Below are 19,232 nucleotides of genomic sequence, written 5' to 3'. Positions count from 1 at the left end.
ATGTTATTCACCCATGTCATATAATTCTTGAACTGGTTTCATGATGATTCTGTTTAAGTCATTAATAATCATACTAAAAGCTTGTTCTTTTTGCATTAACTCTTGAATGACAGCTGTTTCTTGAACTTTCATAGCCATCTCTTGAGCTTGTTTAGCATCTTCTTCTGAGAATTCGATACCTTGCATTTGTTTTTGTTGTAAATCAATTTGTAATTCTTGGAATTGTTTGAATAGCTCAAATGATTCAGTTTCAGCTTTCATTGCTTCAAAAGCGGCTTGTAATGTTTTGAACTCATCCATTTCACGGATTTCTCTTTCGATTTGATTCGCGCTATCATAAATATTAACTGTCATTTATATTGCTCCTTTAATGTTTAATCTGATGTTATTGTAACATCTTTTCAGCCTAAAACCTACCATTTACCTTCTTACTTTATTCCAAAAGCTATCCCACATATCGCCTACAGTCTCAACACCTTTTTTAATCCCGTCACCTACTGTATTAGCACCTTCAACAACTTTATCTCCAATATCATTTAAGGTTTCCCCAATATCAGATTTTTTACCATTCTTCTCAGGGACATTCTCTTGAGTAATATCATTTGAAGCAAATGGTGTATTTGGTGAAGCTGCTAAAATACGCTGGGTTTCATCTCTAAAGATATTTGCTAAGTTGTTTCCACTACTTCCTGTTAAGTAGTGATCTGGACCACTTTTATCAAATCCAATCCATGTTGAAACAACAACATCAGGTGTATAACCGATAATCCATTGGTCTTTTGACATCCCATCAGCATTGATATTTTCAGTTGTTCCTGTTTTACCTGCAATATTATAGCCATAAGGTTTAGCTTCAATACCTGTACCAGAACTGAACACACCTTGTAGCATACTTGTCATTTCATCTGCTACTTCTGGTGTAGTGACACGCTTAGTTTTTGGTTTTTCATTTTCATAAATAATTACACCTTTAGCATCTTCAATTTTAGTAATAAAATGTGGTTCTGCCTTCATTCCTTGATTAGCAAAAACACTATAAGCACTTGCCATTCTTACCGGTGTTGTTCCTTTGGTTAATCCACCTAAAGCAAGTCCATGATAACGGTCTTTTTCATCTAATTTAATACCAAATTGTTCCACTTTTTTATAGCCACGATCAATTCCAATTTCATTTAAAAGCCATACTGCTGGTGCGTTTAAACTATAGATTAATGATTCTGTCATCGTTGCTTGACCAGAATAAGTTCTAGAATAGTTTTGAACATCGTAATAACTTAAAGCTTCATCTTTTAGAATATCATCTGGTTTATAGCCGGCTTCAAGTGCTGGTGTGTAAACAGATAATGGTTTTAAAGTTGAGCCAGGCGATAACATAGACTGAGTTGCTCTGTTCCATCCTCTATATGTATAATCTCCACGTCCACCAACAATCCCTCTAATACCACCTGTTTTAGGATCTAGGGCTACTGAGGCAGCTTCAACAATCTCACCATCAGGAGCTGCTGCTGGGAACAAACTATCATTAGCAAAGGTTTGATCCATGCCAATTTGATATTGTTGATCTAGAGCTGTATATATTTTGTAACCACCATTAGAAATCTCTTCATCTTTTAGGTTAGCTACTTCTGTTGCTTCCTTGATGACAGCATCAAAATAATAAGGATATTTATAGGAATCATGCTCTGGAACATAAGAATCGGCTATTTCCAGAGGTTGTGTCATTAAGTGGTCTGCTGTTTCTTTATCTAACTTACCATTATCTACCATCACTGAAAGAACAGTATCACGCCTATTAATAGCATTTTCCATACTATCAATTGGATTGTAGATATTTGGACCTTTTAACATCCCTACTAAAACAGCTGCTTCATCAATTGTTACGTCGCTTGCATTTTTACCAAAATATTTTAAAGATGCATCTTGAATTCCCCAAACTCCGTTACCAAAATAAGCTTTATTTAAATACATCTCCATAATTTCATCTTTGCTATATTCTTTTTCAATTTCAATGGCTAAAAACAATTCTTTAGCTTTACGAGTCATTGTTTGTTCTTGTGATAAAAACGCATTTTTAGCTAGCTGCTGAGTAATGGTGCTACCACCACCACCACTATTGTTTCCTCGAATTACTTTTCTTACAGCTGCTCTAGCAATCCCCTTAATATCATAACCTTTATGTTCATAAAACTTTCTATCCTCTGTGGATACTAAAGCATCTTTTATGTAGGGTGATATATTCTCACTGTGCACAAAACTTCCTTTAGATCCGTATTTAGAAGTCGTTCCTGCTTCATCACCATCTTTATCATAAATCGTCGTTACCTGTTTTAACCCTTCTTGTAAGGTGGAAACATTTGTATTTTTGGCTAAGTAAAATAGATAAATACTCATTACCAAAGTTACTAACATAATACTTAAAATAATGATTTTATTAATATGATATTTTTTCCATACTCGCTTTCTCCATGCTCTAAATTGTTGGAAGTATGGTGAAAACCACGTCCAAAACTTTTGTAAATATAGTTTAATAGTGGCTCCTATTTTTTTTATATATTCCATTTGCAGCTCCTCTAACTTGTTTAATTAATTTACACTTATAGTAACATAGACTTGTCACTTCGTGGATAAGACCAAGGACTTATCTTAAACTCTAGCCTATGGTAACATGAAGTTGTTAATAAAGTGTGTTACAATTCTAAAAAAAATATAAAGTTTTGTAACAAATGATTGGAGTTTCCTCATGGAATTTACTTTTACATTACCTAAAGAGACAAAAAAACAAACAATAAAAGAATTATTAGAGCAAGAATGGTTAATCCCGAGAAAAGTAAAACACTTTTTAAGAACTAGAAAAAATGTCTTACTTAATGGTGAACCCGCCATGTTTCATCAAGAGGTTTTTCCAGAAGATAAAATCACCTTAATTTTTGAAGACACAGATTATGACAAACCAGAGATTAGATTAGGAAGAGCTGATTGGATCGAGCCTTTATTTGAAGATGAGCATTTAATTATCGTCAACAAACCAGCAGGCATGAAAACTCATCCTAATCAACCTGATGAAGATGATACCTTACTTAACCACTTAGCTGCTTACTTAGAAAAAAATCAGGAGATACCTTTTGTGGTTCATCGATTAGATAAAGAAACAAGTGGTGCTATTCTTTTTGCTAAAAATCCAGTTGTTTTACCCATTCTAGGTAGAATGCTTGAGAAAAAAGAAATTCATCGGTTATATGAAGCACAAATCAATGGTCATTTACCAAAACCAAAATTAACTATTAATAAACCAATTGGGCGTGACCGCCATGACAGACGAAAACGAATAATTGACGAACGTCGTGGACAAAGGGCTATCACTCACGTAACTGAATTAAAACAAAGCAAACAAACTTCTTGGGTTGAGTGTATTTTAGATACTGGTCGAACACATCAAATCAGAGTTCACTTACTTTCTATTGGAAAACCGATTATTGGAGATCCGTTATATCATCCAAAGGGAAGCAACAACCAAAGACTAATGCTTCATGCTAAAAACTTAAATTTAATTCATCCATTTACTAAAGAAAAAATTCATGTCTTAGCTACACCATTTTTATCTGAATCGTATTAATCAGGAGGCTGTTTTAATGGAAAATTGTATTTTTTGTCATCATATTGAAGCAACTAATATCTTAGCAGAGAGTACTTATTTTTTTGCGGTCTTTGATATAGATCCTATTCAAACAGGTCATATTTTAGTCATCTCTAAAAAACATTACGAAACCATGCTAGATATTCCTAATGAAATACTGTTAGATTTACTTCAATTTGAGAAACAAATTATTGCAACGTTAGAAAATAATTTTGATGTATTAGGTGCAACGATTGCTCAAAATAATGGTGCTGTTATGGATGACGGTACACACTTTCATGCCCATCTAATTCCTCGTTATCAAGATGATGCTTTTTGGGATAGTCAAACAGTTGCATTCAAGCCTCTTGACCTTGAATTATTAAAAGAAAAGCTAAAAAATAGGCTATGACAAAAATATGTCATAGCCTATTTTTTATTAATCCAATTGATGAGTATCATGATATTTTTTCCAGTAAATAAAGAAAATACCCATAACAAGTGTCCAACCGATTAGTACCATATTTGTTTTAATTTCACCTGTTTTAGGCAAAAACTTATCCGTTATTGTTGGTGTAACTGGTTTCTTCGGTTCAGTTGGTTCTTTAGGGACAACTGGCAATTTTTCATTTGTCACATGAACTTGCTCTACTTGAGTTGTCTCCTGTTTTTGAATTTCAAAAACATATTTTTTATCTGTTTTTTTGTAATCAGTTGGAGCCTTAGTTTCTACAAAGTAATAACTTCCTTCTTTTAGCTTCTCTACTAATAAAACACCGTCTTCATTGGTTACTAAGTTTTCTGCTATTAAATTATTATCTTGATCAAATAATGAAAATTCGGCACCTTTTAAGAATTTTTTTTGTATCCTTATTATCTGTTTTAATTAATTTCACAGCACCTAGATGTTCTTCTTCTTTGTGTTTTTCATTCATTACTTTAACTTGTTGAACACTACTTACCTGATCTTTTTTAATTTCAAAGACGTATTTTTCATCTGTTTTTTCATACCCAATTGGTGCTTTGGTTTCTTTGAAGTAATAATAACCAGGTTTTAAGTCACTTACATGAATTTCTCCATTAACGTCAGTTGTTAGTCCTGTTTTAAGCGGCGTGTCTTTACCTTCTTCATACAGATCAAAAACTGCCCCAGCTAATTTGCTATGATCTTTTGATGACGTTTTTCTTAATACAACTCTTCCTTTTTTATTTTCTTGAAAATTCCAGCCATACGTTTCTCCTGCACCTGTAAAACGGTCCACAATAATATTACCACCAATATTTTGCTCACCACCAAGTGTAGCTAACGGGGCTAAAACACTACCTAGCCAAGTACTTCCTAGATTAATACTTCCTTTAAAAGGCTTATCATTATGACTAAAAGTCCATAAGGCAGTACTATCTGAGAAGTCTGTCGTTTCTTTATTACCGCGCTCTGAGCCGTCTGTGTATTTAAATTTAATCTGACTTTGAACGTTATAACTTGTTTCGTTATCTGTTTCCACAATTAAGTAAACGTTTTTAAAATTACCATCACCTAAATTTTTTTCTAGTCCTGTAATGTTAAGTGGTGTATTTTTCTTTAATACTTCTGGTGCTAATCGAATATAAACATCACTGCCTTCAAATCCAGATACATCGATGTAGCGTTCATTTTCATTTTTAAAATCCTTATTATAATAAGTTTTACTCACATTCTGATTAATTAAACTTTGACTAACCTCTGTTAACTTGGCAAATTCCTTTGTAAAATCAATATAAAAATTATCTCCCTTATCCTGGTAAATATTATCTCCAGAGATTCTGTCCATTTGACGACCATTTACTTTAGGACGATTATACTCAGATAAATCAATTTGCGTTTCTTTTCCAAAAACCATTTTTGTATGATCACGAACACCTGAAGCTCCATTAATATCTAACACCTTTTGAGCGTAGTTAGATTCAACCCATGGTATATCCTGAGTTCCAAAATTAGATGAACCTGATAATTCTCTTGTCGCAACATTTCCATTTGTATGATTTCTTAAATGGGCTTTATTGGCAAAAATATGAAAATAACTTGATGCACCTAAAAAGCTTCCTTCAGCTTCAGGTACATCTGTATAAAAATTACCAGCGTCTTTTACATCTACCGCTGCCTCAACTGTTCCTAAGCCAACCATTCCTAAACAAAATAATACGACTATCCCAATTGAACTAATTACCTCGTTTTTTATCAATTTCATATTAGGATCCTCTTTCTTTTTTACATTCATCTCTATATTATCTATTTTACCACCAAAATTAGTGTTCTTTTTCACAATATGTGTAGGCTAAATGTAAAATAAAAAAAGATGTGAAACATAGTTCTTTAAACTATCGTTTCACACCTTTATTATGTTGAAATTAACTATTTTTGTGACAAAAAATGACTATTTTAGTATGCTTTTGCCCAGTGCATCATATACTTAGCATCTTCGCCGTTCCATAAATCTTTAACTCCTGTTAAATCATCATTTTGATGTTCTAAACTCCAACATCTTGACGTAGCACCAGTGTCTTCTTTAATCTTCGCTTCAACTTCAGGATCTCCTGACCAAGGCGCTAAGACAAATCCGCCTTCTTCGATTAACTCGTAGAATTCTTCTTTAGTTGTAGCTGTACGTGTTTTTGCATCTTGACGCTCTTTAGCACGGTCAAACATATCTTGTTGAATTGTTTCTAATAAGTTTTCAATATTAGCTGCTAATTCATCATTTAATTCCATTGTGATTTTTTCTAATGTATCACGGCGAACAACAACCACTTTACCTTCTTCAATATCACGAGGCCCAATTTCAATACGAACTGGATAACCTTTCATTTCAGCTTCACTGAATTTCCAACCAGGTTGTTTATCACTTGCATCCACTTTAACACTCATATTTTTACCTAATAACTCTTTTAAGTCGTAAGCTTTATCTAATACACCTTCTTTATGTTGAGCGATTGGAATAATCATAACTTGAGTTGGAGCAATTCTTGGAGGAATAACTAAACCACGGTCATCACTATGAACCATAATCATCCCACCAATTGCACGTGTTGTGAATCCCCAAGATGTTGTATAAACAGCTTCTTCTTTACCTTCTTTATTAGTAAAGTTAATATCAAATGCTTTACCAAAGTTATTACCAAAGTCATGTGATGTGTTAATTTGCAGTGCTTTTCCATCATACATTAATGTTTCATTCGTAAATGTTTTATCTGCTCCTGCAAATTTTTCGCTTTCAGATTTCACACCTGATACAACTGGAATTGCTAAAAAATTCTCACAAACATCAACATACGTTTCTAACATTAATTTTGTTTCTGCTTGAGCTTCTTCGGCAGTAGAATGGCACGTATGTCCTTCTTGCCAGAAAAATTCTGTTGTTCTTAAAAATGGGCGTGTATTTTTTTCCCAACGAACCACACTTACCCATTGGTTATAAAGAACTGGTAAGTCACGGTGAGAGTGAATAATTTTTTTGAAATGTTCCGCAAATACAACTTCTGATGTTGGACGAATTGCAAGACGCTCTTGTAATTCGTTGTTTCCACCATGAGTTACCCAGGCAACCTCAGGAGCAAATCCTTCAACATGCTCTGCTTCTTTTAATAATAAGCTCTCAGGAATTAACATTGGCATTAATACATTTTCATGTCCTGTTGCTTTGATTTTTTTGTCGATAACATCTCTAATATTTTCCCAAATCGCTGTACCTGTTGGGCGAACAACCATCATTCCTTTAACACTTGAGTAGTCACATAGTTCTGCTTTTAAACAAACATCTGTGTACCATTTTGCAAAATCGTCATCACGACTTGTAATTTCTTTTACGAAACCTTGTTTTTTAGCCATTTCTTATTTCCTCCTTCAATTTAAAACACAAAAAAATCTACTTTAATGCAAGGACCAAAAACGGCGGTGCCACCTTGCTTTAAAGTAGATTTGTACTTTACAACTTAATCTGATGATAAAGGTATCAAACCTAAATGTTTAGTTGGTAGGTTCAAGGGAAGCGTGGATGAAATCTTTCAGCATTTGATTTCTCTCTTATAATCCAGCAAGTGTCCTTTACTAGTCCAGTTTTGATATGTAATTTATGTTGACTCAAAAGAAATACTATCATCTCTGATTTTTAAAGTCAATCATCTTTCTTTTTGTATCGCCATTCTTTAACAAAATGTTCTACTGACATAATAGGATGATAAATCATCATTCTTGGCCCTGAATAACGCATAATTAATTTCATTTTTTCTTGGTAGCTTTTTTTATAGCAATGAACGGGACAAACTTTGCAAGTTGGTTTATCTTCACCAAAACGACAATAATTTAAGCGAGTCATCGCATAAGATAAAACATCTTCTCTTTCTGCTAGATGTTCCTCATCCTTAAATTGTTTATAGTAAATATCAATCATTGCAGCTACTGTTTTTTTCTCAAAATTAATTTTGGGACCATCATTTATCTTACGAGCCAAGATCGTTCACACCTTTATTTTAAGATTTCTAATAATTTTTCGGTATTTAATCTATCTTGTTTAACAAAATATTCTGCTAATTTAGTGAAAACTAATTTATTTTTATCTGCCACATCATTTTCAACTTGTAAAACAAGTAGCGGTTCATGCAAACTCATACGTAACAAGAACCAACCAGAACCGTATACGTCTGTTGTATTAACTCTGATACCCTCATCATTTTCATGATCTACTGTAAATCCTTCTGTTTCTGACACAAAATGATGCAAGTTTTCAATGACAGACTCACCGTAAACTCGGTAATCATCTCCTGAAATTTTAAAACGAACTTCTTGTGCCTCAACTGGTTGTTTTAATTTTTCGATTAATTCACTTAAATTTTTACCTTCTGCTTTTAATTTTGGTAATAACATTAAAATTTTAGCAATTACATAAGCACCATCATCTAGGAAATAATTCTCTTTAAAAGCAGCATGCCCACTAGTTTCAATGGCTAGAGGTGTTTCAATTCCAGCTTCATTTAACTGGACGGCTTTATTAATCACATTACGGTAGCCACATAAATAACGGACTTGTTTACCACCTAATTCTTCAATGAAATCTTTTAAATGACTAGAAGTTGGTGAGTTAGTTACAATTGTTTGCCCTGGATTATTTTCTAAAACAATTTGAGCTAAAACAGCAATTAAGTTATTACGATTAATCACTTGTCCAGATTTTGCTACAACAGCTGCTCGGTCCACGTCAGTATCAAAAATTACACCTAAATCAGCTTTATTTTTTAAAACAGCTTCTTGAATACTCGCCATAGCTTCTTTGTTATCAGGATTTGGCATATGATTTGGAAATGTTCCATCTGGCTCTAAAAACTGGCTTCCCGCTGTATCCGCCCCTAAAGTAGCTAATACTTTTTCAGCAAAAAAGCCACCAGCACCATTACCAGCATCTAATACAATATGAAAATCAGCTAGTGGTTGTTCACTTTTTGTTTCTGCTTGAATTTTTTTAACCATATCTGTTGCGTATAAAGAAATAATTTCTTTTTCTTCGATTGTTCCAACTTTTGGTAATTCGCTCTTATACTCAGATGCAAGTTCTAAAATTTCATCAATATCTTCATGCTCGGCTCCACCTGATTTAGTGAACAATTTAATCCCGTTATAGTAATAAGGTAAGTGACTAGCTGTTATCATAATGCCACAATCTGCATCAAACTCTTCAAATTGAGTTGCCATAAACATAGCTGGTGTTGTTGAAAGACCTGTGTCATAAATTAAAACGTCCTCTTGTAAAAAAGCATCAATTAGTGCTTGTTTAATAACGCCAGCTGACAAGCGACTATCGTGACCAATGGCAATTTTAAGTGGTTTGTGGTTAATCTTTTTAACCTCTTTTAACCAAGCAAAAATACCAACACCAATTTCCCTAACTTCTTTTTCAGTTAAGTTAGCTGTAAACTCCTCATGAGTAATAGCAATCCCACGAATATCCGATCCATTTTGTAATGCTGATAACATAAAACATCCTCCTATTTATTTAAGATAAGACAATAATCTTTTATTAATTCGTTTAGCCTCAGATTCTGAGGTAGAGATTAAAACAATAGTATCTGTTCCTGCTAGAGTTCCTACAATTTCTGGTAATTGCAATTCATCGATTTCTGCTGCCACAATATCTGCTGTTCCAAGTAATGTATTTACTACATTCATAAACTGAACTTGAGTCACTTGAGAGACAGAATCTTTAAAGACTTCCTTTAAATGAGTATCATGTTCAACAGATGTTGCTTCTAAAATACCATATTTAACGACACCACTTACATCATGGACTTTCACAATATTCAGCTCTTTAATGTCTCTTGAGATTGTTGCTTGGGTTGCCTCAATCCCTTCTTTAGCTAATTTTTCAATTAGTTGATGTTGATTTTCAATTATTTCCTCAAAAATAATTTGCTTTATGAAAGATTGACGATCTTTTTTCTTCATCTTGGCAAACCCCCTCTCCTGTTAGTTTCTTTTATTATAGCAAACCTACTTAGTAACACCTTAATTTTTTTAATTGTATTTTTTTAAAGAAATTTGAACTAATTTTTCGCATAATGTTGGGTAATCTAAACCAATAGCCTGAGCTTCTTGAGGTAGAAGACTTGTTGGTGTCATCCCTGGCAGTGTATTAGCCTCGATACAAAAGATTTCATTTTGCTCATTCATTAAAAAGTCAATTCGTGAGTAACTTGACAGTCCTAAAACACGATGAGTTTCCAAAGCCATCTCTTGCATTTTTAAGGTTAATTCTGTCGAGATATGTGCTGGAGTAACTTCCTCAGCACTACCTGCTTGGTATTTATTTTTGTAATCATAAAAACCTACTTTAGGAATAATTTCAATAATTGGTAAAGCTTCCTTATCAAGTACCCCAACAGCAAATTCACGCCCAACTATTTTTTCTTCAATAATGATTTCTGTGTTGAAAGTTTTCGCTTCAATAATGGCTTGGTCAAATTCTTCTTTTGTATTCGCCATGTAAACACCAATACTTGAGCCATTATCATTAGCCTTAATCACACAAGGAGCCTTAAACTCAACTCCTTCTTCATACACTTCCCAGGCTGGCGTACTAACACCATGAAAAGCCATTAACTCTTTTGCTAATAATTTATCCATAGCAATCGCACTTGCTTTGTGACTTGAACCTGTATATTTAATATCATAAATATCAAATAAAGCTTGGATTTTTCCTTTTTCACCTATACCACCGTGAAGAGCTAGGAAAACAATATCTGCTGACTGACAAATAGGTAATAAACCTAAACTCACTTCTCCTGCCACTTGATACGTTTCTTTTAATTCTTCAATGTCAGGTGCTATTTCTGGCACATTGTATTCATAGTGGTCTTTATTTAGAGCTTCGTAAGCGATATCAAAATCTGGGTACGAAGAAACATCATCCAATAAATCTAATAATAAAACGTGATGGTTATTTTTCTTTAAAGCATTAGCTACTTGGGCTCCTGATGACAGTGAGACATCTCTTTCATCACTTAAGCCACCTGCTAAAACGACTATTTTCATAAAAAATCCTCCAACTGTATTAAATGTAAACTCAAGTATACCAAATTTTTTAATATGTGGAATAGTTCCGTAAAAAATTTTATGAATAATTGGATATTTTTGTAACTAAAAAAGAGACTGTACATAAGTATGGCACAATCTCCTTTTAGTTTAATTTATCGGAATATAAATATCTGTTAAACTTTTATCTGTCATACTTTTAGCTGGTTCTGTCACATAGAGCTCAAAGGGAACAGCATCTCTAATTTGGCTTTCATCTTTAAACAACCACTCTTGATACATATAGTGCCAAGCTTGTTCATATTCTTTAGCTGAAATATTAAAATGGCCAACGCCAAATTTTCCTGAAATACTTGATACGCAAACATTACCACTTTCAACTATCTCCACATCATTTGGGACTGTCATAGCAATACTAGTTCTTAGATTTTCATCTTTTGTGATAAAAGGATTGTCATTATACATAGTTAAAACTTTTGTCACATCTGGATTGATTAACTCATTTTTTGTCCCAAACTCAAATAACTCTTTAAACAAACAATGAAAATGAAATTCTGAAAAATTTGCATGTTGAGCTAGGTCAGCTAAACTGATTGCTTCACTTAAATGTTGTTCAATATAATCTTCTGATTGATTAATTAATCTAAGATAAATTTCTTCTTGTTCTCTATTACCTTTAGCCAAAATTTTCCCTCCAACTAGTTCAAATATCTTAAATTAAGTGTATCTCATCTAAAGTGAATCTCACAGCCTTTCATATTAGGAATAGAGCTTCCATCTCACTATAAAAAAATGCTATACTTTCTTCAATAGACACCTATTAAAGGAGGAGTTGTATTGAACTTTTTCGTCATTGTACTATATTTAATAAATTTAATTTTTTCCTTATTTCTAATTTTTTACCGTGAAAAGGACACAAGCGTTACTTGGGCGTGGTTATTAGTTTTCCTATTCCTACCATATATCGGCTTCTTTCTATACCTATTCTTTGGTTATGGTCTTAGTGACAAACAAAAATTCAACGTTGAAAATCATCATGTACAGGCTCTAGAAAAAACAGATGGCTTTATGACACCTAATATTCAATCCTTTAGCTTTCCCAAAGAAGAAGATTCTCCTGATAAGCATTTTTTCTACAGTCTGAATCGCTTGCCTGTTAGCCATCACAATCAAGTTACTCTTATCACTGATGGGCAAAAAAAATTGGAACTCCTAAAGAAAGATTTAAGAGCAGCAAAACAAACTATTCATATTCAATATTATGCCTTTGTAACTGATGAAACTGGGCTTAGTCTTTTAGATATTTTAGTAGAAAAAGCTAAAGAAGGTCTTCAAGTTAAGTTACTCTATGATGAAATGGGTTCTAAAGGTATAAAGAAAGAGCTCTTACAACCATTGATTGATGCTGGTGGTGAGGTTTCTACTTTTTTAACATCTCAACAAATGCTATTAAAATTCAGAATGAACTATCATGCTCATCGTAAAATTGTTGTTATCGATAATGAAATAAGTTATACAGGTGGCTTTAATATTTCTAATCAGTATGTGATACCAACTGAGCCATTTGGTTACTGGCGTGACACTCACGTTCGCATTTTAGGACCTGCTAGTTTGTTATTACAACTGCAATTTATTAGTGATTGGAACGTTTCTGTTCCTAATATAAAAAGGATAGATTACACACCGAATTTCTTTAAACAGCAAACTGATACATCTCAAGCTGATACTGATATTTATGTTATTTCAAGTGGTCCAGACAATGATAAACAACAAATCAAACTAGCTTTTGTTAAAGAAATACTTTCTGCAAAAGAACGAATTTGGATTCAAACACCTTATTTGATTCCTGATACAACGATTATTGATGCCTTAGAAATTGCTAAAAGATCTGGAGTTGACGTCAAAATAATGGTTCCTGATAAACCAGACCACCCATTTATTTACCGTGCAACTCAATTTTATTCACGTTTATTATTAGAAAAAGATATTGAAATCTATTCTTATAATGGCGGCTTTCTACACTCTAAAGTATTAATTAAAGATGATAAAACAAGTATCGTTGGCTCTGCTAACCAAGACATTCGAAGTTATAAATTAAACTTTGAAACAAGTGTTGTACTTTCTGATTTAACAATGAATGCTTCCTTGTCAGAGGCTTTTGAAAATGACTTACAAAAATCAACTAAATTAACACTTGAGACATTCAATAATATGTCATTATGGATTCGTTTTAAGCAAAAAATATCTCGCTTATTTTCTCCAATTATGTAAAAAACTTAAAAACTCATGATATGAATATTTGAGTTGATACAAAATCGATAGGTGAAATCATCAAAACTCATTTAATAAAATAGAAAAAGGTTCCTAAATTTAGGAACCTTTTTTGTGATTAAAATTGATTAAATTGTGTTTGTAACTTATCCACTAACAAGGCAACATGGTAACCATCACTTGTTGCATGATGCACTTGAATAGCTACTGGCAATAATTTTTTATCTTGTTGTTCAATCATTTTTCCAGCTGTAATAATCGGTGCTAAAAAAGTCTCATTATTATTAATATTTAGATTAAAGCCATCAAAAGATATCCAGGGTAACATTGAAATAACAAATAAATTCAGTGGCATATCTACTTGAGGAGCCATTTTTTTTGATGTTTCATGTTGATTTAGTGTTTCTAAATAAAGTTCTTGAAAACTAGATACCTCTTTGTGCCAAGGTGTCCAAACACTAATAAAATTATCACTAACTTTACTATTAATCGTGTAATTTGCTTCCACATGATCCCACAAAACTAATTCTTGATTTTCGTTAAAACCTATTTTGAAACAATCAAACTCGTTAACTACCTGTGTCACTTGATGGATAAAGGTAGGATAGAACTTAAGTTTCTTCTCTTTTATTCTCTTATAAAATAAAGTGACATCTAACTTAGTTGTTAAACTAAAACTAGTTCCTGATTCCATAAACCCTTCAAAGTGTTCTTTTCTGTTCCATGTCTTTAAATCTATTTTTTTGTAAGTCATTTTTCTTTTCCTCTCAATAATAAAATCTGCTTTATTAAGAGGCTACTTTCACTGTCCAAATCATTGTTTATCACTCCTTGAACAGATTTTAGCATAAAATATTTCACCTTCATTATGCTACAATTTATTTAAAAGGAGTTCTAAAGATGCTAAATATTGAACTGACACGATTTAAAGTTAAAAAAGGAAAATCAAAAGTAGTTGATGAATGGTTATCCTTTTTAAATGATAATATGAATGAAACTTTACTTACTCTAGAAGCTGAAAAAATGTATGTCGAAACTATTTTTAGAGAGATGTTGAACGGGGATGAGTATCTTTATTGGTACTCCGTGCAAGGTGTTGGTGGCCAAGAAGTAGAAGACTTTGAAAGCTTCATTGATAAGAAGCACTTAGAGTATTGGGAAGAATGTATTGATAAAGACTTTAAAGCTGTGGATTTAAAGACAGAAGTCGTGATAATTCCCACTCAAATAAGAAAACATATGAACTAATAAAAAAAGATGACTAAAACTAGTCATCTTATTTTACTTCGTTTAGTGATTAACCAAACACTTTAAAACGGTTGTCATCTGCTGCATATTCTTTTTCGCCAGCAGCTGTTTCGATTGAACCAAATACCATTTGTCCACGTAATTTCCATGATGCTGGGATTTCCCATTCTTTAGCTACTGCTTCATCAATTACTGGGTTGTAATGTTGTAAGTTAGCTCCAATATTATTTTCAGATAAAGCTACCCATACGTTTGATTGAGTCATACCACTTGCTTGTTCTGACCATACTGGGAAGTTTTCTGCGTATAAAGCAAATTGTTCTTGTAATCCTTTAACAACATCCATATCTTCAAAGAAAAGAACAGTTCCTTTACCTGCTGCAAAGCCTTGTAATTTTTCTTGTGTTCCAGGGAAGTTTTCTGCTGGAGTTAAAGGTTTTAAAGCATCTTCTGTAATACTCCATAATTTTTTATGAGCATCTCCAAAAAGAATAACAACGCGTTGTGTTTGAGAGTTGAAAGCTGTTGGTGTTTCTCTAACAACTTCTTTAATTAATTCTTCTACTTCTTTATTTGAAAGAGAAATATTTTCTCCTAAATGATAAACTGAACGACGATTTTTTAATGCTGAAATAAATGCTGACATATTTTCACAATCCTTTTCTTTGTTTTATTAGTAACATGAGCATCATACCAACATACTTTTTGTAAGTAAAATAATTTGCTCACTTTTTGTAAGTTTTATTTTTAAAGGACGTTAAAAAAGGTTGTGACAGAAGTGTTTAGCTTCAAGAAATAAGAAGGAAATCACGAAAATTGCTTTTTAATTTTTGGTGATTTCCAGCTTATTTCCGAAGAAGCTGCTTCTGTTACACCGTTTATAAAAAATAAAAGATTGCAACTAAAAATAGTTACAACCTCTTCTTCTACGCTGTTTTATATTTTTTTAATCCCGGGATGTTTAGCATAATAACTAAACTAATTAAATAGATAACTGATAAGAACATCACTACTACTGTTAGATTATATTGATCCATTAAAAAGCCAATTACTACTGATGAGAAACCACCAATTGCTCGTCCAACATTCATAATAAAATTATTAGCTGTTGCTCTGATTTCCGTTGGATATAGGAAACTAATAATTGCTCCGTATCCACCGTACATACCATTAATAAAATAACCAACGATAACTGCAGCTATAAGTAATGACCACTGACCTTTTGCTAAAGTTAGTAAGTAAACTGATGCAGCTGAGGCTACTAAGAAAATTCCAAATGATAATCTTGGGCCTAATTTGTCCATGACTGTTCCAAAGGTTAACATTCCAAGAGACATCCCTAAAATTGTACTAATCATCCAAAGTGAAGAACCTGATACTGATAAACCTAGTTGCTTTTGCATGATTGAAGGTAACCAGTTCATTAAACCAAAGTAGCCGGCAATTTGGACTGTCACCATTAAAGATAAACCAATTGTTTGCCATGTTGTTTTAGCACCTTTAAATAAAAGTGAAAAATTGGCTTTATTTTCTTCTTTTGCTTCATGAGTAAAATCTTCTGGTTCCTTTAAATCTTTTCTAATTACTAAGACTAAAAGAACTGGTAACACACCGATTACATAAAGCATTTTCCAGCCGAGAGTTGGAATAATTAATGATGCTAACACTGCTGCCATAATCGCGCCAACTTGACCACCAATTGCTACAACAGAGGTAGCTCTTGCTAAATGTTTTTTGTTGAATGTTTCAGATACTAGTGACATACAAGCTCCGTACTCACCACCGGCACCAATCCCTGCAATAAAGCGGAATAAATAAATCCAGTAAACATTTGTCGCAAACATCATCAGTAATGATGCCACAGAGAATGTAATCACTGTGTATGAAAAAATCTTAACACGCCCATATTTATCAGCTAAAAGCCCAAAAAAAATACCACCTACAAGCATCCCTAGATTGGTAATCGTTGATATGAAACCAGCCTCTACACTGGAAATATTTAATGATTGCATAATTGAAGATAAAGAAAAAGCTAAAAACATAATATCCATATTCTCTAAACCAATTCCTGCTGCTGTTGACACTAATACTTTACGTTGATACTTAGACACAAACAATCGACTCCTTTTTGCTATTTTTACAATTAAAACATACTCTAAATATAAATAAAAGACAAAAATTTATTAATAGTTCTTTTTCTTTTATATGTTCATTTATGATTCATAGTCATTTTCACCTAAAAAGATTTATTGAGTTATAAAAGAACTAACTATCATCTCTCACAAACAGATGTGTAAAAAAAGAATAGAATTTCTCTTTGTCTAATTTTATTTTTCCTAGATTAAAAATATTTCCGTTTATTCAAACAAAAAACGATGACATCACTTTAAAATGATGTCATCGTTCCATTCTTGGTTTAACAATATAAAAATAAACATTTGTTGCTGAAAAATAAAGAGCTAAAAAAGCTATTATCAACAACATGCTGATTGTAAAATGCTGAAAAATGATAAAAAAGATTGCACAAACTAAAAGAAAAGATACTATGCTATCTAGTAAAAACAAAGTAATACCAGATAAATCTGGCCATTTTTTTATTAACCATTTCAATATCGTACCTCTTAAAGGATCTCGGTAAACATTTTGACGTTGGAGATAAAGTCCTGTACAAAATAATAAAGCAAGAAGTCCTGACAAAATTGCATATAATAAATAACTCGTCCAGTCTACAGTTCCTGGGTCAAAGCTAAAAGCAATAAAATTGATTGTAAAAAAGATAAAGAAGTTAGCTATAATTGACCATGTATTGTTAAGTCCAATTAAAATAATCAAAAGCACATGAATGAGTGTTTTAAAAAAATCAAATTGGTTCATATTACCTGAAAAAAACTCATAAAAAGAATAGCCATAACCACTATAATAGAATCTATGTTTTGTTTTATTTTCATAAATCCTCCTCCTTTTACTTCATTATAAATAACTAAATATATTTAGTCAAAAAACCATGGATTTAGTTTCTATCAACTAAATCCATGGCTTTTTTAAACATATTGACGCCATTTTAATAATCTATTTTCTAATACATCAATTAATAAAAATAAAATAAAAGCAACTGCACTTAATACTAAAATCCCACTATACATATCTAAATAATCTAATCTGCCCCAAGCATCCATTACAAAATAGCCTAAGCCATACTCTGTCCCATATACTTCAGTAAAAAATAAAATTGCAATAGCGGTTCCTAAAGCAACTCTTAAAGCACTTAATATTGATGAAAGGCCAGCTGGAAGAGTAATGACTTTAAACTTCTGCCAAGAAGATGCTCCTAAAACAGTTAAATGTTTATAGTAGCTTTCAGGAATAGCTTTTACCCCATCTCTTACAGAAAGAATCACTGGAAAAACCACAATCAACACAATTAGAATAATTTTTGATTGATTACCTAAACCAAATAACAACATAATAATAGGTAATAGAGCTATTTTGGGAATCGGATAAGTTAGATAAACAATTGGATCTAGTAGTTTATTCCATTTCTCATTTCTTCCCATTAGTAATCCTACTAAAAAGCCAATAACAACAGCTATTAAAATCCCCCAAAACAGGCGAATAAAACTATTGTAAACATGTAAACTCATCTTTGAAGGATCTATTTGAAATAAATGCTTATAGACTTCTACTGGACTTGGTAGCATGTTTTGATTAATCCATAAACTAGCTAACCACCAAAAAAAGTTTAATACTAAAAAAGCTCCAAAACTATGTAAGGCTTTATTTACTTTCGTCATATTGATCAAGCACCTCCCTAACTTGTTTGGCTACTTGATAAAAACGATCACTTAAACGCTTATTCTCTTTCGGAACTGAGAAACTTGTATTTTCAATAATCTCAACAATTTTACCAGGTTTTCCTGATAGTAAAACTATCCGTTGTCCTAGAAAAACTGCTTCTTCTACATCGTGGGTAATTAAAATAGTTGGCGCTGGATGTTTTTCCCATTCTTCAAGAAATAAAGACTGCATCTTTTCTCTTGTAATCGCGTCTAGGGCTGAAAATGGTTCATCTAGTAGATATAAATCTGAATCCATAACCAAACCTCGGGCAATAGAAACTCGTTGTTGCTGCCCACCACTAAGTTGATTTGGAAATTGTTTTAATAACTCTAAAATGTTTAATTCTGAAATAATATCATGAACTTTTTGTTTTATCTCAGCTGTTTCTTTAATTTTTTTAGTTCTTAATCCTAACAAAATATTGTCTTCTACTGATAACCAAGGTAGCAAGCCATAATTTTGTGGTATCCAAGCTAAATTCATCTCTTTTGGAGAAATCGGTCTTTTATCTAAAGTGATTTCTCCAGTATCAATCTTGTGAAGAGCTGTTATGCTATTAAGTAAAGTTGACTTACCGGTACCACTTGGCCCAATTAGAGCAATAATTTCTTTATTTTGGACGGATAAATTAATATCTTCTAGTACTTTTTTGGCTTCATAAGACACATGAAGTTTTTTTATTTCAAGCATTCTAGCTCCTCCTAA

Annotated in this window: 20 protein-coding genes and 1 pseudogene; 4 read left to right on the top strand and 17 right to left on the bottom strand. The window is 32.5% G+C overall.

Going from position 1 to position 19,232, the window contains the following annotated elements; all coding sequences use genetic code 11:
* Window positions 1-3: 3 nt before the first annotated feature.
* Both DFR54_RS04365 and DFR54_RS04360 read right to left on the bottom strand, forming a co-directional pair.
* A complete protein-coding gene (locus DFR54_RS04365; protein ID WP_114289073.1) occupies window positions 4-354 on the bottom strand; it encodes a YlbF/YmcA family competence regulator in 351 nt (116 codons plus the stop codon).
* 66 nt (window positions 355-420) lie between these two features.
* On the bottom strand, window positions 421-2,559 hold the full coding sequence (locus tag DFR54_RS04360; RefSeq protein ID WP_114289072.1) for a PBP1A family penicillin-binding protein: 2,139 nt from the start codon (window positions 2,557-2,559) through the stop codon (window positions 421-423).
* Window positions 2,560-2,740: 181 nt separating this feature from the next.
* On the opposite strand from DFR54_RS04360, the gene DFR54_RS04355 reads away from it, so the two are divergent.
* Together DFR54_RS04355 and DFR54_RS04350 are read left to right on the top strand one after the other, a co-directional pair.
* Entirely contained in the window at window positions 2,741-3,613 is an 873-nt protein-coding gene (locus DFR54_RS04355; protein WP_114289071.1) for an RluA family pseudouridine synthase, read from the top strand.
* Window positions 3,600-4,025, top strand: coding sequence for an HIT family protein (locus DFR54_RS04350; protein WP_346243192.1), 426 nt, complete (start codon window positions 3,600-3,602; stop codon window positions 4,023-4,025). The genes DFR54_RS04355 and DFR54_RS04350 overlap by 14 nt, the downstream gene beginning before the upstream one ends.
* A 27-nt stretch (window positions 4,026-4,052) precedes the next feature.
* Here the strand turns inward: DFR54_RS04350 and DFR54_RS13345 are convergent, their stop codons facing one another.
* The 9 genes and pseudogenes from DFR54_RS13345 to DFR54_RS04310 form a co-directional block, all read right to left on the bottom strand.
* Complete coding sequence (locus DFR54_RS13345; protein WP_227258993.1) at window positions 4,053-4,250, bottom strand: LPXTG cell wall anchor domain-containing protein; 198 nt, start codon at window positions 4,248-4,250, stop codon at window positions 4,053-4,055.
* A gap of 66 nt (window positions 4,251-4,316) precedes the next feature.
* Window positions 4,317-4,421, bottom strand: a pseudogene (locus DFR54_RS13520) (prealbumin-like fold domain-containing protein); the annotation flags it as partial.
* A gap of 16 nt (window positions 4,422-4,437) precedes the next feature.
* Complete coding sequence (locus tag DFR54_RS04340) at window positions 4,438-5,841, bottom strand: prealbumin-like fold domain-containing protein (RefSeq protein ID WP_114289068.1); 1,404 nt, start codon at window positions 5,839-5,841, stop codon at window positions 4,438-4,440.
* Window positions 5,842-6,032: 191 nt separating this feature from the next.
* The gene (gene proS / locus DFR54_RS04335; protein ID WP_114289067.1) at window positions 6,033-7,478 is read right to left on the bottom strand and encodes a proline--tRNA ligase; all 1,446 of its coding nucleotides are present in this window, start codon (window positions 7,476-7,478) and stop codon (window positions 6,033-6,035) included.
* A gap of 286 nt (window positions 7,479-7,764) precedes the next feature.
* Entirely contained in the window at window positions 7,765-8,100 is a 336-nt protein-coding gene (locus tag DFR54_RS04330; protein WP_206172089.1) for a nitrous oxide-stimulated promoter family protein, read from the bottom strand.
* Window positions 8,101-8,114: 14 nt separating this feature from the next.
* Window positions 8,115-9,617 (bottom strand): phosphohexomutase domain-containing protein, encoded by a 1,503-nt coding sequence (locus tag DFR54_RS04325; protein WP_114289065.1) that lies wholly within the window; start codon window positions 9,615-9,617, stop codon window positions 8,115-8,117.
* Between the two features lie 15 nt (window positions 9,618-9,632).
* On the bottom strand, window positions 9,633-10,085 hold the full coding sequence (gene argR, locus DFR54_RS04320; RefSeq protein ID WP_086340938.1) for an arginine repressor: 453 nt from the start codon (window positions 10,083-10,085) through the stop codon (window positions 9,633-9,635).
* 69 nt (window positions 10,086-10,154) lie between these two features.
* Window positions 10,155-11,171: a D-alanine--D-alanine ligase family protein gene (locus tag DFR54_RS04315; RefSeq protein ID WP_114289064.1), complete on the bottom strand. Its 1,017-nt coding sequence runs from the start codon at window positions 11,169-11,171 to the stop codon at window positions 10,155-10,157.
* A gap of 150 nt (window positions 11,172-11,321) precedes the next feature.
* Entirely contained in the window at window positions 11,322-11,855 is a 534-nt protein-coding gene (locus tag DFR54_RS04310; RefSeq protein ID WP_227258994.1) for an AraC family transcriptional regulator, read from the bottom strand.
* A 153-nt stretch (window positions 11,856-12,008) separates the two neighbouring features.
* Between DFR54_RS04310 and cls the strand changes: the two genes are divergently transcribed.
* The gene (gene cls, locus DFR54_RS04305) at window positions 12,009-13,442 is read left to right on the top strand and encodes a cardiolipin synthase (protein WP_249033364.1); all 1,434 of its coding nucleotides are present in this window, start codon (window positions 12,009-12,011) and stop codon (window positions 13,440-13,442) included.
* Between the two features lie 118 nt (window positions 13,443-13,560).
* Here cls and DFR54_RS04300 read toward each other — a convergent pair whose 3' ends face one another.
* On the bottom strand, window positions 13,561-14,196 hold the full coding sequence (locus DFR54_RS04300; protein WP_114289062.1) for a CatA-like O-acetyltransferase: 636 nt from the start codon (window positions 14,194-14,196) through the stop codon (window positions 13,561-13,563).
* 146 nt (window positions 14,197-14,342) lie between these two features.
* Between DFR54_RS04300 and DFR54_RS04295 the strand changes: the two genes are divergently transcribed.
* On the top strand, window positions 14,343-14,690 hold the full coding sequence (locus DFR54_RS04295; protein ID WP_114289061.1) for a DUF6176 family protein: 348 nt from the start codon (window positions 14,343-14,345) through the stop codon (window positions 14,688-14,690).
* A 49-nt stretch (window positions 14,691-14,739) separates the two neighbouring features.
* On the opposite strand, the gene DFR54_RS04290 is transcribed toward DFR54_RS04295, so the two are convergent.
* The 5 genes from DFR54_RS04290 to DFR54_RS04270 form a co-directional block, all read right to left on the bottom strand.
* The gene (locus DFR54_RS04290; RefSeq protein ID WP_086340932.1) at window positions 14,740-15,336 is read right to left on the bottom strand and encodes a nitroreductase family protein; all 597 of its coding nucleotides are present in this window, start codon (window positions 15,334-15,336) and stop codon (window positions 14,740-14,742) included.
* A gap of 280 nt (window positions 15,337-15,616) precedes the next feature.
* The gene (locus DFR54_RS04285) at window positions 15,617-16,801 is read right to left on the bottom strand and encodes an MFS transporter (RefSeq protein WP_114289060.1); all 1,185 of its coding nucleotides are present in this window, start codon (window positions 16,799-16,801) and stop codon (window positions 15,617-15,619) included.
* 286 nt (window positions 16,802-17,087) lie between these two features.
* Window positions 17,088-17,564 (bottom strand): hypothetical protein, encoded by a 477-nt coding sequence (locus DFR54_RS04280; RefSeq protein WP_114289059.1) that lies wholly within the window; start codon window positions 17,562-17,564, stop codon window positions 17,088-17,090.
* A 167-nt stretch (window positions 17,565-17,731) separates the two neighbouring features.
* Complete coding sequence (locus tag DFR54_RS04275; protein WP_114289058.1) at window positions 17,732-18,481, bottom strand: ABC transporter permease; 750 nt, start codon at window positions 18,479-18,481, stop codon at window positions 17,732-17,734.
* Window positions 18,465-19,217, bottom strand: coding sequence for an ABC transporter ATP-binding protein (locus tag DFR54_RS04270; RefSeq protein WP_086340928.1), 753 nt, complete (start codon window positions 19,215-19,217; stop codon window positions 18,465-18,467). Before DFR54_RS04270 ends, DFR54_RS04275 begins: the two co-directional genes overlap by 17 nt.
* Window positions 19,218-19,232 lie beyond the last annotated feature (15 nt).

It is taken from the genome of Vagococcus fluvialis (assembly GCF_003337315.1).
Taxonomy (GTDB): domain Bacteria; phylum Bacillota; class Bacilli; order Lactobacillales; family Vagococcaceae; genus Vagococcus; species Vagococcus fluvialis.
The sequence above is the reverse complement of the archived record's forward strand: the minus strand, read 5'-3'. Positions and strand labels throughout refer to the sequence as shown.

Coding starts and splice junctions, on each gene's coding strand:
- DFR54_RS04365 (WP_114289073.1), bottom strand. CDS start 354: ATGACAGTTAATATTTATGATAGCGCGAATCAAATCGAAAGAGAAATC.
- DFR54_RS04360 (WP_114289072.1), bottom strand. CDS start 2,559: ATGGAATATATAAAAAAAATAGGAGCCACTATTAAACTATATTTACAA.
- DFR54_RS04355 (WP_114289071.1), top strand. CDS start 2,741: ATGGAATTTACTTTTACATTACCTAAAGAGACAAAAAAACAAACAATA.
- DFR54_RS04340 (WP_114289068.1), bottom strand. CDS start 5,841: ATGAAATTGATAAAAAACGAGGTAATTAGTTCAATTGGGATAGTCGTA.
- proS (WP_114289067.1), bottom strand. CDS start 7,478: ATGGCTAAAAAACAAGGTTTCGTAAAAGAAATTACAAGTCGTGATGAC.
- DFR54_RS04325 (WP_114289065.1), bottom strand. CDS start 9,617: ATGTTATCAGCATTACAAAATGGATCGGATATTCGTGGGATTGCTATT.
- argR (WP_086340938.1), bottom strand. CDS start 10,085: ATGAAGAAAAAAGATCGTCAATCTTTCATAAAGCAAATTATTTTTGAG.
- DFR54_RS04315 (WP_114289064.1), bottom strand. CDS start 11,171: ATGAAAATAGTCGTTTTAGCAGGTGGCTTAAGTGATGAAAGAGATGTC.
- DFR54_RS04300 (WP_114289062.1), bottom strand. CDS start 14,196: ATGACTTACAAAAAAATAGATTTAAAGACATGGAACAGAAAAGAACAC.
- DFR54_RS04295 (WP_114289061.1), top strand. CDS start 14,343: ATGCTAAATATTGAACTGACACGATTTAAAGTTAAAAAAGGAAAATCA.
- DFR54_RS04290 (WP_086340932.1), bottom strand. CDS start 15,336: ATGTCAGCATTTATTTCAGCATTAAAAAATCGTCGTTCAGTTTATCAT.
- DFR54_RS04280 (WP_114289059.1), bottom strand. CDS start 17,564: ATGAACCAATTTGATTTTTTTAAAACACTCATTCATGTGCTTTTGATT.
- DFR54_RS04275 (WP_114289058.1), bottom strand. CDS start 18,481: ATGACGAAAGTAAATAAAGCCTTACATAGTTTTGGAGCTTTTTTAGTA.
- DFR54_RS04270 (WP_086340928.1), bottom strand. CDS start 19,217: ATGCTTGAAATAAAAAAACTTCATGTGTCTTATGAAGCCAAAAAAGTA.